General features: G+C 37.5%; 17 protein-coding genes. 1 reads left to right on the top strand and 16 read right to left on the bottom strand.

Annotation, left to right across the window (positions count from 1 at the left end; all coding sequences use genetic code 11):
* Positions 1 to 101: 101 nt before the first annotated feature.
* The 5 genes from P9E47_RS11105 to P9E47_RS11085 form a co-directional block, all read right to left on the bottom strand.
* Entirely contained in the window at positions 102 to 854 is a 753-nt protein-coding gene (locus P9E47_RS11105; protein ID WP_004432258.1) for an ABC transporter ATP-binding protein, read from the bottom strand.
* Entirely contained in the window at positions 851 to 1,639 is a 789-nt protein-coding gene (locus P9E47_RS11100; RefSeq protein ID WP_326163472.1) for an ABC transporter ATP-binding protein, read from the bottom strand. Before P9E47_RS11100 ends, P9E47_RS11105 begins: the two co-directional genes overlap by 4 nt.
* A 21-nt stretch (positions 1,640 to 1,660) precedes the next feature.
* Positions 1,661 to 2,671, bottom strand: a complete 1,011-nt coding sequence (locus P9E47_RS11095; protein ID WP_157382165.1) for a branched-chain amino acid ABC transporter permease — start codon at positions 2,669 to 2,671, stop codon at positions 1,661 to 1,663.
* Between the two features lies 1 nt (position 2,672).
* Positions 2,673 to 3,551: a branched-chain amino acid ABC transporter permease gene (locus tag P9E47_RS11090; RefSeq protein WP_004432255.1), complete on the bottom strand. Its 879-nt coding sequence runs from the start codon at positions 3,549 to 3,551 to the stop codon at positions 2,673 to 2,675.
* A 307-nt stretch (positions 3,552 to 3,858) separates the two neighbouring features.
* Positions 3,859 to 4,809 carry an NAD(P)H-dependent flavin oxidoreductase gene (locus P9E47_RS11085; protein ID WP_004432252.1) on the bottom strand — a complete coding sequence of 317 codons (951 nt, stop codon included), beginning with the start codon at positions 4,807 to 4,809 and terminating at the stop codon, positions 3,859 to 3,861.
* A 72-nt stretch (positions 4,810 to 4,881) separates the two neighbouring features.
* On the opposite strand from P9E47_RS11085, the gene P9E47_RS11080 reads away from it, so the two are divergent.
* The gene (locus tag P9E47_RS11080) at positions 4,882 to 5,397 is read left to right on the top strand and encodes a gamma carbonic anhydrase family protein (RefSeq protein WP_004432250.1); all 516 of its coding nucleotides are present in this window, start codon (positions 4,882 to 4,884) and stop codon (positions 5,395 to 5,397) included.
* A gap of 37 nt (positions 5,398 to 5,434) precedes the next feature.
* Here P9E47_RS11080 and paaX read toward each other — a convergent pair whose 3' ends face one another.
* From paaX to paaB, 11 genes are all read right to left on the bottom strand, one after another.
* A complete protein-coding gene (gene paaX / locus P9E47_RS11075) occupies positions 5,435 to 6,301 on the bottom strand; it encodes a phenylacetic acid degradation operon negative regulatory protein PaaX (protein ID WP_004432248.1) in 867 nt (288 codons plus the stop codon).
* A gap of 161 nt (positions 6,302 to 6,462) precedes the next feature.
* Positions 6,463 to 7,239, bottom strand: a complete 777-nt coding sequence (locus P9E47_RS11070) for an enoyl-CoA hydratase-related protein (protein ID WP_326163471.1) — start codon at positions 7,237 to 7,239, stop codon at positions 6,463 to 6,465.
* A gap of 62 nt (positions 7,240 to 7,301) precedes the next feature.
* The gene (locus tag P9E47_RS11065; protein WP_326163469.1) at positions 7,302 to 8,504 is read right to left on the bottom strand and encodes a thiolase family protein; all 1,203 of its coding nucleotides are present in this window, start codon (positions 8,502 to 8,504) and stop codon (positions 7,302 to 7,304) included.
* 18 nt (positions 8,505 to 8,522) lie between these two features.
* Positions 8,523 to 9,377, bottom strand: a complete 855-nt coding sequence (locus tag P9E47_RS11060; RefSeq protein ID WP_326163467.1) for a 3-hydroxyacyl-CoA dehydrogenase — start codon at positions 9,375 to 9,377, stop codon at positions 8,523 to 8,525.
* Between the two features lie 103 nt (positions 9,378 to 9,480).
* On the bottom strand, positions 9,481 to 10,998 hold the full coding sequence (locus tag P9E47_RS11055; RefSeq protein ID WP_326163465.1) for an aldehyde dehydrogenase family protein: 1,518 nt from the start codon (positions 10,996 to 10,998) through the stop codon (positions 9,481 to 9,483).
* A gap of 30 nt (positions 10,999 to 11,028) precedes the next feature.
* Positions 11,029 to 11,802, bottom strand: coding sequence for an enoyl-CoA hydratase-related protein (locus tag P9E47_RS11050; protein ID WP_326163463.1), 774 nt, complete (start codon positions 11,800 to 11,802; stop codon positions 11,029 to 11,031).
* 10 nt (positions 11,803 to 11,812) lie between these two features.
* Positions 11,813 to 12,589, bottom strand: a complete 777-nt coding sequence (locus P9E47_RS11045; RefSeq protein ID WP_326163462.1) for an enoyl-CoA hydratase/isomerase family protein — start codon at positions 12,587 to 12,589, stop codon at positions 11,813 to 11,815.
* Positions 12,582 to 12,890, bottom strand: a complete 309-nt coding sequence (locus P9E47_RS11040) for an EthD family reductase (RefSeq protein WP_326163461.1) — start codon at positions 12,888 to 12,890, stop codon at positions 12,582 to 12,584. The genes P9E47_RS11045 and P9E47_RS11040 overlap by 8 nt, the downstream gene beginning before the upstream one ends.
* A gap of 31 nt (positions 12,891 to 12,921) precedes the next feature.
* Positions 12,922 to 13,416 carry a 1,2-phenylacetyl-CoA epoxidase subunit PaaD gene (gene paaD, locus P9E47_RS11035; RefSeq protein ID WP_326163460.1) on the bottom strand — a complete coding sequence of 165 codons (495 nt, stop codon included), beginning with the start codon at positions 13,414 to 13,416 and terminating at the stop codon, positions 12,922 to 12,924.
* Between the two features lie 112 nt (positions 13,417 to 13,528).
* Positions 13,529 to 14,359 (bottom strand): 1,2-phenylacetyl-CoA epoxidase subunit PaaC, encoded by an 831-nt coding sequence (gene paaC / locus P9E47_RS11030; RefSeq protein ID WP_326163459.1) that lies wholly within the window; start codon positions 14,357 to 14,359, stop codon positions 13,529 to 13,531.
* The gene (gene paaB / locus P9E47_RS11025; protein ID WP_004432201.1) at positions 14,359 to 14,709 is read right to left on the bottom strand and encodes a 1,2-phenylacetyl-CoA epoxidase subunit PaaB; all 351 of its coding nucleotides are present in this window, start codon (positions 14,707 to 14,709) and stop codon (positions 14,359 to 14,361) included. The genes paaC and paaB overlap by 1 nt, the downstream gene beginning before the upstream one ends.
* Positions 14,710 to 14,723 lie beyond the last annotated feature (14 nt).

Here is a 14,723-nt window from a genome sequence, read left to right as displayed (position 1 = left end):
TTTTAGTTAATTTACTGTTTTGAATATTTATAATAAATGGAAAATTATGTGCAGATCCATTTACCCCCTAAATTCCAAACAACCAATTAACATAAAATCAATTATCCTACTGCATGACCTAAAAAAGCTTCCTTAACATTTTCATCTCGTAGCAATTCTTGTGCAGAACCTTCTTTAACAATTTCACCATGCTGTATAACATAGGCACGGTCAGATATTTTAAGAGATGCAAATACATTTTGCTCTATCAATAATACTGTTGTATTATATTGATCGCGTAAATTCTTTACTAACTCAAGTACCTCTTTCACAACAATTGGTGCTAATCCTAGGGATGGCTCATCTAGAAGCAATAAGTCAGGCTTAGACATAATTGCTCTTGCAATCGCTAACATTTGTTGCTGGCCGCCAGATAGTGTTCCTGCCAACTGATCCTTTCTCTCTTCAAGAATAGGAAAAATTTCAAACAGCTTTTCGATCTCTTGAACGACATTTTTCTTTTTTGTTTTCTGATAATGATGATAGGCGCCAAGATGTAAATTATCCAAGACACTCATCGTTGAAAATACTTGTCTATGCTCTGGCACATGAATAAGATGCCGTTGCACAATTTTTTCAGCTGATAGCTTAGTAATGCTCTCATCTTTAAAAATTATCTCACCCGAATCAGCGCTATTTAATCCGGATATTGTTTGAAGTAATGTTGTTTTCCCCGCTCCATTTGCACCTAACAATGCAACAATCTCTCCTTTATGTACATGGAGGGACAAGTTATCTAAAGCCTTAATTGGGCCATAACTAAAATGTAGGTTTTTGATATCCAATATTTTCTCGCGATCTATTCTTTTTATCATCCTGTCACCTCGACTTTTTCCTCGGCTTCCTCACCAAGATAAGCTGCTATTACCTTTTCATTATTTTGTATTTCCTTAGGTATTCCTTCAGCAATTTTCATTCCTTGGTCCAGAACGATAATCTTGTCACATATGCCCATAACCAAATCCATATCATGTTCTACAACAAAGATAGATATTCCCTTATTGCGAATTCTTTTAATAAGTTCACTCATCTCAAGCGTTTCAATATGATTCAGACCCGCTGCAATCTCATCTAAAAGTAAAAGTTCAGGCTTCGTTGCCAGTGCTCTTGCTAATTCTAGTAAGCGGAGCTTGCCTAATGGCAAACTTCCTGCATTTACATCATATAGATCCTCTAAACCAACAAATTTGATTTGCTCCATTGCTGCTTCAAGAATAATTTTCTCTTCTTTTTTAGCACTGGGGAAGCGTAAGGCAGCAGCAAGCATTCCTGATTTTGTTCTTGAATGATGTCCAACCATCACATTTTCTAAAACGCTCATGTTTTTAAATACTTGTAAGTTTTGAAATGTTCTCGAGATGCCTAACTCACAAACTTTATAGGATGACATTTTTTCGATTCTCTGGCCTTTATATTTAATCTCACCAGTTGTAGGGGGAAATACAGCAGATAACATGTTAAACATCGTACTTTTACCTGCACCGTTTGGCCCAATTAAACCAACAATTAGCCCTTCTTCAAGGGTGAACGAAACATCACGATTTGCAACTACGCCTCCAAAGCTTTTTGTAAGACCATGAACCTCCAACAAGTTTCTCATTCGCTTTGATCTCCCTCCCTTTTACATTTGTATATCTTCAGAGACTTTCATTTTCCTATATTTGAAAAGTCTAGATTGGAAAACATGCACAAGTGAGGGTAATAACCCCTTTGGAAGAAATATAACAACTATCATTAAAATTAATCCATATAGTACATGTTCAAAATCACTTGTAATAAAAGAGATGTGCTCCCCAAGAATTTTAACGATTACTCCAATTAAGGTAATTAGTAAAGAGCCAACAACTGCTCCCCAAATACTGGTGCTTCCACCTAGTACAACCATTGCAAGGAATATAATCGATGCATCCAACGTAAAGGATGTAGGGGAAATGCTATAACTCATATGGGCCATAAGCCAACCGGCCAGTCCTGAAAACATTGCTCCTACTATAAATACTTGCATTTTATATTTTCCGGCATCAACCCCCATTGCACTTGCTGCAATTTCGCTGCCATGAATAGAACGGAGTGCCCGTCCAATTCTGGAATTAATAATATTTAAGGAAATAACAATAATTATTAATACAAAAGCCCATACAAAGTAATAGTAAGATAACCCTTGAGTTAAACTATATCCAAATAACTCTACCTTAGGAATTCCATATAATCCGGAGGCACCATTTGTTACAGACTTCCATTCTACTAATAAAACATGAACAATAATCCCAAATGCAAGCGTTGCCATAGCGAGATAATATCCATTTAAACGTGACATCGTAAACCCAATCAAAAAGGCGATCATCCCTGGTATCAACATGGAAAAGATCAGCCCTAACCACGGATTAAAGTTGTAAGTAGTTGAAAGTACAGCTGTTGTATAGGCTCCGACACCATAGAACGCTGCATGCCCTAGCGAAATTTGACCCGCAAATCCCATTAATAGCCCTAGGCTAACCGCAACAATTGTATATATACCAGCAAATGTTGCTTTAGTAATATAAAATGACTGAGTAATAACTAGGGGAAAAATTATCATCACAACCGCAAAAGCCATCAAACCAATCCAACTTGTCTTTTGAAGACCCTTCAAATTAGAGCCCTCCTTTTCCAACATTCTTTTCTCCCATGATGCCATATGGGCGAATTAATAATATGATAAGGATTACTCCAAAAACAATGGCATCCTTTAATCCTGAACTAATATAACCCGCACCAAATGATTCCATCAAGCCGAGAATCAAGCCGCCAATGACTGCTCCTGGTGCACTTCCTAATCCTCCAAGAATAGTAGCTGAAAATCCTTTAATCCCCAGCATTGACCCCATATCATATGCAGGAAAAAGTATGGGTGCTATTGCAAGTCCGGCAATTGCTCCGAGTGCTGCACTTAGAACGAAAGAGAATGAGGACATTTTCGCAGGGCTTATACTCATTAACCTTGCCGCCATTGGATTAGCTGAACAGGCGCGGAAAGCCTTCCCTATCATTGTTCTTTCCATAATGAAAAATAGTAGAGTAACACATATTAGTAAAATAATCATTACCCAAATACTTTGCGGGGTAATCGCAGCCCCCATTATATTAATAGGATCATTTTTCATAAACGGCTCAATTTTCACCGGGTTTTTTCCCCAAACCATACTCGCAATACCACGGATAAAAATAGAAGCTCCAATTGTTAAGATGATAAGACTAAGTGCATCTGCTTTTCGTGCTCTTCTTATAATGGTTAATTCTAATAAATAGCCTAAAATTACGACAATAATAATAGTTAATAAAAATCCAATGAAGTAAGGTAGCCCTAATGAAAGCAAAGTAAACATTGTCATACCGCCCAACATGACGAACTCTCCTTGGGCTAAGTTTATTACTTTCGTAACGCTATATATGGTTACAAAACCCAATGCAACGATCGCATAAATGCTACCGATTGTTAAACCAGTAATCAAAAATTGCAACAGTTCTCCCAATACTATACCCCTCCTAAATTAAATGTGACGTTTTTGTAACGCCCACTTATTAGCACGCTATTTTTAGAATGATACCGTTTTCAAATATTAATTGTCAATAATATTTTAAATATTTTTAAACTTATTATATTTTTTTGTTTATTTTATAAACATTCCTAATATACCTTGATTTTTTTCAAAAAAAAATAGTACAGGACTAATCCTATACTACCGATTCAAAAATATTTTTAGAACTTTACCACGTTATTTCTAAGTTTTTATATGACCACTTTTCGTATTTCGTTTTTATTTCGTGTTATTATAAAAACTACAACTTTTTTATTAATGAATTCATAACAAGTTCAGCTTCAGCAATCATCCGCTCTACTAATTCTTTAACAGTGGGAATATCGTTTATTATTCCTGAAATTTGACCGCCATTAATAAAGCCTTCTTCTAAATTTCCATCAACAGCTCCGATCTTATGGAATTTTTCACTTGTGAATTCACTGAATTTCGCTAGTGTATAATCCGGACTACCTTCAAATTCTAATAGTTTCTTAGAGTAAGGAGATTTCAAGACACGGCGTACACGTTTTACCGTACGTCCTACAATTACAGTATCGGTATCTGTTGCAGACAATATTTTATGCTTATATTCCTTACTAAATGGTGCCTCTTTTGTAACTATAAACCGGGTACCAATTTGAACTCCGCTTGCACCTAACGCAAGCATTGCTGCTAAACCACGACCATCAGCAATTCCTCCAGCTGCAACCACCGGTACTGTTACTTTATCAACAATTTGTGGTATTAAAGTTAATGTCGTACTTTCATAATTCGAATTAATTCCGGCTGCTTCATACCCTTCAGCCACAATTACATCTGATCCTGCAGCTTCTGCCTTTTGAGCATGTCTAACAGAACCGACAACAGTCACTACTTTTATTCCTGCATTATGAAACCTTTCAATAAATGCAGTTGGATCGCCAGCCGATAAAGAAACAACAGGCACACGATGTTTTATTAATAACTCTATCAATTCATCCACATAAGGAGACACACCTATCGCAATATTTACGGCAAATGGTTTATCTGTCATTTCCTTTGTCTGTTGGATAATTTCTTCCAACTCACCTGAAGTCATTGTCCCAGCCCCTATTGTGCCTAAGCCCCCTGCTTCCGATACCGCTGAAGTTAAAATAGCATTACTAATATTACCCATACCACCTTGAAAAATTGGGTATTTAATCCCTAATTGCCCACATAACCTATTCATTTTTTACCACCCCGTTTAAAAAGTGTTATAATAACCTTGTATATAAATTACCATATATAGGGGGAGTTGGAAATGCTTTATCCGTATAAAAATAAAATGCCGAAAATTGACGAAAGCGCTTTTATCGCACCCGGTGCAAGAGTTGTAGGCGATGTTACAGTTGGAAAGGAATCCAGCATCTGGTTTAATGCCGTCCTAAGGGGAGATGAAGCACCCATTAAAATAGGTGAGCGATGCAGCATTCAAGACAATACTACATGCCATTTATTTGAAGACTATCCGTTAGTTGTTGAAGATGATGTTACAGTTGGACACAATGTTATCTTACACGGCTGCACCGTAAGAAAAGGAGCACTAATAGGTATGGGGTCGACAATACTGGACGGTGCTGAAATAGGTGAATATACAATAATCGGAGCAAACACACTAATCCCTTCAGGCAAAAATATTCCACCACGCTCTTTAGTTGTTGGTTCCCCGGGAAAAGTTGTGCGAGAATTAAATGAGAAGGACTATGAACTAATTCAACTTTCTGTAGATACGTACGTCCAAAAGGGAAAAGAATTTAAGGAGCAATTATCATTATAATGAAAAAGAGGCTTTTCAGCCTCTTTTTCATTTTTTCTTAATTGTTGTTTACCATATATGGATGGTTTAAAACCTCATATTCACTGTCTTTTTTATGCATTTCATTATCTTTTTCAAACACACTTTCAAAGAACTGATTGGCAGGCTCAGCCAATGTTTTGTAATAATCACTAAACAGCGATGCAGCGTGTCCACCAAGCCATTTGCTTGGCAAGAGTTCCTCAGGTAAGCCAGGGTCTATGAATAAGAACTTGCGATATTCATGAACCAACTTGGCTCTTTCAACAAAGCATTCTGCATCTGTCATTTCACCGTTCGAAATTTTATTTTTATCCACAACATATTTTTTGCTGTAAACATTTATGAACTCTTCATATTTAGCATTAATATTATCGATATCCCAGCATTGTCTTACAAGTGCTTCATTATCAGCAGGACCTTTGTACTCTGATACAAAAAAATGGACATATGATTCAATTTTATACTTTTCTATTAATAACTTCACTTCATCTTCTAAATTGTTGGGAGATATCCAACAGCTATTTAAGAGCATACCAAACCCGCTCCACACTAATTCCTGACGCAATTCATCACGTAAGTTCCGCTTTTCTTCGGGAATCGTATAGGTTAATGTTCTCCAATAGCCATCCCATTTTTCAGGGCCTAATTTATATATACGTTTGGCTGCTTCTTCAATACGTGCTACACCCATTTTACTAAGGGAATAATAGCTCTTATTACCTTTTTTAGAGGAAGTTACCCAACCTTGTTTCCCCATTCGCGAAATAGCCGCTCTTACTGATTGATCATTATGACCGAACTCTTCAAGCAAACGGATTAAGCTGCCAATCCATATTTCATTTCCATAATGGCTAATATAGTCGCCATATAATGTAAAAATCATAGATCGTGTATTTATATTAGTCACCTAGATTCATCCCTCTTTACTATACTATTTTATATATTATTATAAATTGAGGATGATATCAAATACCTTATGTTATAGTTTTTGCAAAAATAGTAAAAAAACTCCATATTACGACATATTCATAGTTTTCTTAAATACTATTTCCCTATAAAGTTTGGTGGCCTTTTTTCACTAAAAGCTTTTAAAGCCTCAACCCTATCTTTTGTCGGGATTATCATTTCATAGGCCTTTGCCTCTATTGCCAAACCTGTCTGCAAATCCACTCCCATGCCATAATTAATAGCATATTTCGCCTGCTGCAACGCTACAGGACCATTAGCCATCAATTCTTCCGCGAGTGAAATGCATTCATCCATCAAGTTTTCTTGTTCAACTACTTTTGTTAATACACCAAGGATATTTGCCTCATCCGCAGACACTTTTTTCGCGGTTAAAATCATTTCTTTTGCTTTTGCTTCACCTATTAATCTTGGAAGACGCTGCGTGCCTCCAGCTCCTGGAATAATAGCCCATTTCAATTCAGTAAGCCCCATTGTTGCTTCCTTAACAGCAATTCTAAAGTCACATGCTAACATTAGCTCAAACCCACCACCAAAAGCATGCCCATTAACAGCAGCAATGGTCGGTTGCGGTAATAAGGCAATATCATTAAATACAGTACGAATTTTATTGACGTTCCTACGAACCTCTGAATCTGGTAATGTTTTGCGCTCCTTTAAATCTGCTCCTGCACTAAAGGCTATGTTGCCAGCACTAGTAAAAATAACAACTCTAACATCCTTATTTGTTCGAATTTCATCAACGATTTCTCCAAGCAATGCCAAAGTTTCATAATCAAAACAATTTAGCACTTCGGGTCGGTTAATGGTCACATAGCCAATATAATTTTTTACATCAAACATTACTTTTGCCATAAAAAGCGCTCCCTTTTTATCTTATATGAACAAACAAATATTATATTTAAATAACTTTTATTTCATTCAATATTTTCGACAATAGTTGCAATTCCTTGACCAACACCAATACACATCGTCGCGAGTCCATATTTAACATTTCGTTTTTTCATCTCATAAATAAGTGTGGTTAATATCCTAGCTCCGCTGGCTCCTAAAGGGTGACCGAACGAAATCGCACCACCATTAACATTAACAATATCATTATTCAACTCAAGTTGCTTCATGCACTCCAAAGATTGGGAAGCAAATGCTTCGTTTAACTCCACTAGACCTAAATCATTAATTGTTAATCCCGCACGTGTTAAAGCTTTTCTTGTTGCAAAAACTGGTCCTAATCCCATTATTGCCGGCTCTAAACCTGCTGTAGCGGATACTTTATATTTAACTAATGGCTTAACTCCTAACTCGTCAGCTTTCTCAGCTGACATTAACAGTAAAACAGATGCACCATCATTTACACCTGATGCATTTCCTGCCGTTACTGTGCCGTTTGGAAAGATTGGTTTCAGCTTTGCAAGGCTTTCTAATGTTGTTTCAGGCCGCGGATGTTCATCTTGATCAACGATAGTTTCATTTCCTTTACGGTCATGAAGAACTACCGGAACAATCTCATCTGCAAACCTATTTTCTTCTATTGCTTTTTTTGCCTTCATTTGACTCCCAAAAGCAAATTGATCTTGTTCTTCACGTGAAATATCGAACCGTTGTGCAACATTTTCTGCCGTTTTTGGCATCGTATCTGATCCATACATTTCGTGTAATTTCTCATTTGTAAAACGCCAGCCAATTGTAGTATCAAACATTTTCATGTCACCGCGCGGGAAATCTGTTTCTGGCTTTGCCATTACTAAAGGGGCACGAGTCATACTCTCTGTTCCTCCCGCGATAAAAATTTCACCCTCTCCAGCCAAGATGGCACGTGCAGCATAATTAACAGCATCCAACCCCGAACCACAAAGGCGGTTTATGGTTGTTCCACCAACTTCAACAGGAAGGCCAGCAAGCAACGCAGACATTCTTGCAACATTACGGTTATCCTCACCAGCCTGGTTAGCATTTCCTAATACTACTTCCTCAATTTGTTCAACGGGAACATTGGGATTTCTATCCATAATTTTATTAATTACAATCGCCCCTAAATCATCAGGACGCACTGATTTTAATGCACCTTTATAACGGCCAATTGGAGTTCGAACAGCATCAACGATAACTACTTCTCTCATCACTAACAGCTCCTATCCCTATTTATCAGTATAATCGTAAACGCCTCTGCCCACTTTCCTACCTAATCTGCCAGCTTTTACATACTGTTCTAAGAGCGGAGCAGGACGATATTTTTCTCCTAATTTTTCATGTAAGTATTTTAAATTATTCAATCGCACATCTAAACCGACTAAGTCTACAAGTTCAAATGGACCCATCGGGTAATTCAACCCGAGCTTAATAGCCTTATCTATTTCCTCCGGTGTACCAATTCCTTCCTGGAGCATATAAAATGCCTCATTGCCCACTAGCGTGCTGATTCTGCTTGTAACAAATCCCGGAAACTCATTAACAACAACGGTTTCCTTTCCCATTTTTTCCGATACTTGTCTTGCAACTTCAGCTGTTTCATCTGCTGTTTCCAAACCACGGATAATTTCTACAAGCGGCATTTTATGAACAGGATTGAAGAAATGCATAGCAATTACTCTTTCAGGACGTTTCGTATAGGAAGCGATTTCTGTCGGACTCATCGTTGATGTATTTGTTGCAAAGTAACAACTTTCAGGTGCATTTGCATCGATTGCTTCAAACACATTTTTCTTAATATCTTTAATTTCAGGTACAGCCTCTATAACCATATCAGCTGTTTTCACAGCATCTGCTAAATTTGACTCATATGTTAAACGCTTTTTAGCCTCATCGGACTGTTCCACTAAGACTTTTCCACGTTCAATTCCTTTGTCAAAAATACTATTTATCTCTTTTTCAGCATTTAATAATGCTTCATTTTTAACATCCACGAGTTTTACATGAAATCCACCCACAGCAGAAACATAGGCAATGCCTCTTCCCATCGTACCTGATCCAACCACAACTATATGTTTAACCACGATATTTCCTCCTATTATCTACTTATTTATATACTGAAAAAATAACGAGCACTTTTTATAATAAAGGTGCTCGTTTTTAAAAAACTATGTTAACCTATTTTAATTACACACCTAGTGGATTTAATGGCTTGCCACCATAATATGAGAGAACACTCTTTGTTTCCGTATATAAATCTAGCGTTTCGATACAAAGTTCACGACCAAAACCGGATTGCTTATAACCACCAAATGGTGTTCCTGGGAAGGCTGAAAATGGACAGTTTACCATTACAATACCTGCTTGGATTTGGTGGGCAACTCGAGTTGCAGTGCCTTGGTCCTTAGTCCAGATAGCAGAACCTAAACCAAATTCAGTATCATTAGCAAGCTTAATAGCTTCTTTTTCATTACTAAATTTCATGACAACAACAACAGGTCCGAAGATTTCTTCTTTTACGACCTTCATCTCATGGGTAACATCAGTAATAATGGTTGGCGCATACCAATACCCATTTTCAAAACCTTCTACTGTTACTTCATGACCACCTGTAAGGACCGTTGCACCCTCTTCAATTGCAGATTTTACATAGCCATCAATAACTTCAAGTTGGCCTCTATTAATAATAGAACCTACTTGTGTTCCAGGATCCATAGGATTTCCTAAACGTAATTGCTGCGTCTTTTCAACGAATTTTTCCATAAATTGATCATAAATGTTTTCATGAACATATAAACGTGAGCGCGCCTCACAAGATTGACCTGTATTATAGAAAATTCCAAAAATAGAACCATAAACAGCTGCGTCAATATCAGCATCCTCAAATACGATATTTGGGGATTTTCCACCTAATTCAAGTGTAAGACGTTTTAATGTTTGGGAAGCTTTTCCCATAATGTCTTTACCAATTGGTGTAGATCCTGTAAAGGCAACTTTATCAACACCCGGATGTTCTACAATGGCATCTCCCACACTAGCACCTGGTCCAGTTACAACGTTGACTACCCCTTCAGGTACTCCAGCCTCATGACAAATTTCAGTTAATACAATGGCCGTTAATGGCGTTAGACTCGCTGGTTTTAATACTACAGAACACCCTGCTGCAATGGCCGGTGCGATCTTCCAAGCTGCCATCATCATTGGATAGTTCCAAGGAATAATTTGTCCGCAAACGCCTACCGGTTCTTTTTGAGTATAATTTAAAAATCCGTACGGAAGATTATTAACTTCACCGCGGCGGCCTACAATCGCAGCAGCATAAAACTCAAAATCTTCAATAGACTGCATAACCTGACCTTGAGCAGCTGATAAAGATTTACCGCTGTTTAGAACTTCTAATTCTACTAATTCATTGAAACGTGCTCTCATAATAGATGCAATTTTATTTAAAACTCTTGATCTTTTATTTACTGGGAACTTTCTCCATTTTCCGTTGTCAAAAGCATTACGGGCTGCTTCAACAGCTCTATTAACATCATCCTTTGATGCTTTCGCAACCTGCGCAAGCACCTCACCTGTTGCAGGATTATATGTAGTGAATGTTTCCTTTGCTAATGCATCAACACGTTCACCATTAATAACCATTTGATAATATTCACGCTTCATATTTAATTTTTCCATTTTTTCTTCTTTAATTGTAGACATAAATAACACCCCTTGGTTTATTACATTTATTTACAAACCCTTAAATTCTGGCTTCCGCTTTTCCAAGAATGCCGCTATTCCTTCTTGGTGATCAGCAGTTAACCCTGCGGCCCTCTGCCCATATGCTTCCTTCTCAAGCATTTCTTCGAGATTGCAAGTCCAGCTATCATTAACATAGCGCTTTATTAATCCAATCGCTTTTGTTGGCATTTTCGCCAACTTTTGTGCAAATACAGATACCTCTTTCTCCCAATGATCTGAAGGTATTACTTTTGTAACTAATCCAATTGATTTTGCTTCTTCGGCAGAGATTTTTTCCCCTAATATCGCTAATTCAAGTGCTTTAGCTTGGCCTACTAATCTAGGCAAGTAATACAAGTTCCCTGAATCAGGAATTAAGCCGATATGAATAAACGCTTCAACTAAACTAGCCTTTTCAGATGCTAGTCGAAAATCGCAAGCCAAAGCAAGGCTTAATCCTGCACCTGCAGCAACTCCGTTGATCGCAGCAATAACTGGCTTTTCAATGGCAGCAAGCTGCTGAACCATCGGATTGTAACGATTTCTAAGAATCTCACCATGATTTGTTTCCTCACCAAGACTGCCGATGTCCTCACCTGAACAAAAAGCACGACCCTCCCCTGTAATGACTAAACATCTAATCTCAGAGTTTCTAGCAACATCCTTCAAAGCTTTACCAATTTCTACATTCATTTGTTCTGTAAAAGCATTTAGTTTATCTGGGCGATTTAAGGTTAACCAAGCAACACCATTTTTAACATCGAATTTAATTGTTTCAAACATTAAAATCCTCCTATTTCCCTTCAAAATTAGGCTTTCTCTTTTCGATAAACGCCTTCATTCCTTCTTTTTGATCCTGTGAAGAAAATAAAAGGTAGAAGTTTTTTCTCTCAAATTGCATTCCTTCATATAATGAATAGTCAACTGCTTTTTGAACTGCCTCTTTAATTAGTCTTAGAGAAAGAGGAGGCTGCTTTGCGATTTTTTCAGCAAAACGAACGGTTTCTTCCAATAATATTTCCGGGGCAACTAAGCGATTGACAACACCATGATGTAAAGCCTCTTTGGCAGACATAGGTTCACCAAGCCACAGCCATTCCAATGCTTTTGTTTTTCCCATCAATTTGGTTAAGCGCTGTGTCCCTCCTGCTCCCGGCATCACACCCAACTTAATTTCCGGAAAACCGAATTGTGCGTTTTCAGCAGCAAATAAAATGTCGCAGCAAAGTGCCAATTCAAAGCCACCACCTAATGTAAAGCCATGTACTGCACCAATGATTGGTTTTTTAATGAGAGCGATTCGATCCCAATCTTTAAATTGATTCAATAATTCAAAACGTACAGGATCATCCTCAGCCATTTCATCAATATCGGCACCTGCTGCAAACGCCCGACCTTCCCCTGACATAATAATTACTTTTATTTCATCATTTTGATCGAAGTCTTCCAATGCATTAACAATTTCTCTTACCATTGATCGGCTAAGTGCATTTAATACTTTCGGGCGATTGAGATTGATATAACCAATTGAATTACGGCTTAATACGTTTATATATTGAAAATTACTCATTAACTTCCTCACCAATCATTAACGTAACAATCCCCTTAGCAAAAGACATTAAGTCTTTACCAGATGCTTTAGCCTCCTCAGTTTTCATTGCCGTTTTAAATGTATCCATGCTCTCATAATACATTTCGCACATTAAGTAATATTCACTATCACCACCCATTGGACTGCCAACAAATTTAGTAACATCCATTTTTAACAAGCCAGGGATTTTCTCCGTAATTGGCGCATGTGTTGAAAAATAATGCTCATCAAACTTTTCCTTATCTTCAGGGTGTTTATATAGTGCTACAAATTTAATCATTTTACATACCTCCATGTTTGATCTTATTTTTTTATAAAATAGAAATCGGCTTCATCGCTTCAAATGGGTTTTTACATTCCTTGCAATACAAAAGACTTCTACATGCAGAAGGACCAAAAATATTTTCTAGTGTGTTGTAGGGTGACCCGCAATACGGGCAGTCAACTTGCCAAGACCCGTCACTTTCAAGTTGAGTAGGAGGAGGGGCTATACCAAATTGCTTCAGCGCTTCTCTCCCTTTTTCTGTGATTAAAGCGGAAGTCCAAGGAGGGGTATTGATGTAGTTAACCACAACCTCTTCCACTTCATTAAGTTCACTAATGGCTTTTATTACATTTTCTTTAATGATTCCTAATGCAGGGCATCCTAAAAATGTCGGAAGAAGTTCAACAGTTACTTTTTTTTCGAGGATCGAAACATTTCCAAGCATTCCCAAATCAACGATATTTATCGTATCAATCTCTGGATCATAAACAGTTTCGATTTGCTGTTTAACCTTTTCCTCTAGAGTTTGTGAGATTATCATTTTCACTCCACCTTTCTAGTATTTTTCCAACAATATATGCTGCGGTGTAAATCTAGTAAACTAATATAATCTTAAAATTAGAACTCCCGCAGCATATATTTACATATTGTTCTTACCAAGGTACAGCAGTATTTAAGTTATAAACTTCTGCCAGTGTATTAATTGCTTCTTTTAAATCTGCAGTATGAACACCTGTTCTACCATCCCCACGTTCCATTCCAGGCTCTCCCGGATATTCTAAATTAAGATGTTCAAACGCATCCTTGACAACGGCCACAAAACGTTCTTTTAACACTTCTTCACCATCAATCAATCCTGTATTCACCATAGCTTCACGGTTAGGTCCAAGTGAAAGAAGTCCACCCACATCCCTCCAAGCCTTTTCAATTGCAGCCTTCATTCGGTCTCTTGCTTCACCTTCGGCACTTACCAGTTGGTAGAACCAAGTTCTCCAATGCATTAAGTGATAAATGGTTTCAGATTGAACCTTGATAGCAACTTGTGCAAGCGGCTCGTACGAGCTTGTTTTTAAAGATTCAATCTTGTGCTTTTTCATTACTTCATAGAAATAATTGCGAACAACGGTGAATGCCCAATCATATTTAGGTTCTTCGTATAACCAACCGCCAGGACCGTTTACTTCTTCTAATAGAATGGCATTTTTACGAACAGCTTCTGAACGACCATGGGCTAAATCATCAGATTTACCTTCCCCAATCTCTTCCAGTAATTCATAATAAATCGCGGCATGTCCCATTGTATTTTGGGCAATTGATGAGTAAGCTACATCTTCTTCAATATGCGGCACTAACCCGAGCCATTCACTTCCTCTAAAAGAATGAAGGAAATCGTCATCAGCCAGTTGATACAATAAATCTACTAACACTTTTTTATACTCTACATTTTTTGGATCGTTGACTTCATTTGCTGATGTGATTTTCATTATTTAACACGCCCCTTACTCCAAGAAAGGATTTCTTTCTCATCTAACATTCCCTGCTCGGCTTCTCTCCAAATTTTTGCCAAATAGCCGTAGCCCTTTGTTGTACGATAATCTTTATTATCAATACGCTTAAGTCCTTGGCGTTCTTCCGGTGTCAGCGACCGAATGTCTGAGCGTTTTACAACCCATATATCACAAACCTCTTCACGTCTCATAAAATTTTCTTGCGCCATCATTAAAGCGATTTCATGATTTGGAGCAAGTAATGTATATTGCTCCTGTGCATAAGAGGTAGGTGTTTTTCGACTAAACACTTGAAATTCTTCATAAAATTGCGTACTCTTATCCATTGATTAATCTCCCT

The organism is Schinkia azotoformans (assembly GCF_035811335.1).
Classification (GTDB): domain Bacteria; phylum Bacillota; class Bacilli; order Bacillales; family Bacillaceae_J; genus Schinkia; species Schinkia azotoformans.
Note: the sequence above shows the minus strand (reverse complement) of the source record. Positions and strands in the feature narration are given on the sequence as shown.

Coding starts and splice junctions, on each gene's coding strand:
- paaX (WP_004432248.1), bottom strand. CDS start 6,301: ATGATTTTTACATTATATGGCGACTATATTAGCCATTATGGAAATGAA.
- P9E47_RS11040 (WP_326163461.1), bottom strand. CDS start 12,890: ATGATTAAATTTGTAGCACTATATAAACACCCTGAAGATAAGGAAAAG.
- P9E47_RS11105 (WP_004432258.1), bottom strand. CDS start 854: ATGATAAAAAGAATAGATCGCGAGAAAATATTGGATATCAAAAACCTA.
- P9E47_RS11100 (WP_326163472.1), bottom strand. CDS start 1,639: ATGAGAAACTTGTTGGAGGTTCATGGTCTTACAAAAAGCTTTGGAGGC.
- P9E47_RS11055 (WP_326163465.1), bottom strand. CDS start 10,998: ATGTCTACAATTAAAGAAGAAAAAATGGAAAAATTAAATATGAAGCGT.
- P9E47_RS11085 (WP_004432252.1), bottom strand. CDS start 4,809: ATGAATAGGTTATGTGGGCAATTAGGGATTAAATACCCAATTTTTCAA.
- P9E47_RS11070 (WP_326163471.1), bottom strand. CDS start 7,239: ATGGCAAAAGTAATGTTTGATGTAAAAAATTATATTGGCTATGTGACC.
- P9E47_RS11065 (WP_326163469.1), bottom strand. CDS start 8,504: ATGAGAGAAGTAGTTATCGTTGATGCTGTTCGAACTCCAATTGGCCGT.
- paaB (WP_004432201.1), bottom strand. CDS start 14,709: ATGGATAAGAGTACGCAATTTTATGAAGAATTTCAAGTGTTTAGTCGA.
- P9E47_RS11045 (WP_326163462.1), bottom strand. CDS start 12,589: ATGAGTAATTTTCAATATATAAACGTATTAAGCCGTAATTCAATTGGT.
- P9E47_RS11050 (WP_326163463.1), bottom strand. CDS start 11,802: ATGTTTGAAACAATTAAATTCGATGTTAAAAATGGTGTTGCTTGGTTA.
- paaC (WP_326163459.1), bottom strand. CDS start 14,359: ATGAAAATCACATCAGCAAATGAAGTCAACGATCCAAAAAATGTAGAG.
- paaD (WP_326163460.1), bottom strand. CDS start 13,416: ATGATAATCTCACAAACTCTAGAGGAAAAGGTTAAACAGCAAATCGAA.
- P9E47_RS11080 (WP_004432250.1), top strand. CDS start 4,882: ATGCTTTATCCGTATAAAAATAAAATGCCGAAAATTGACGAAAGCGCT.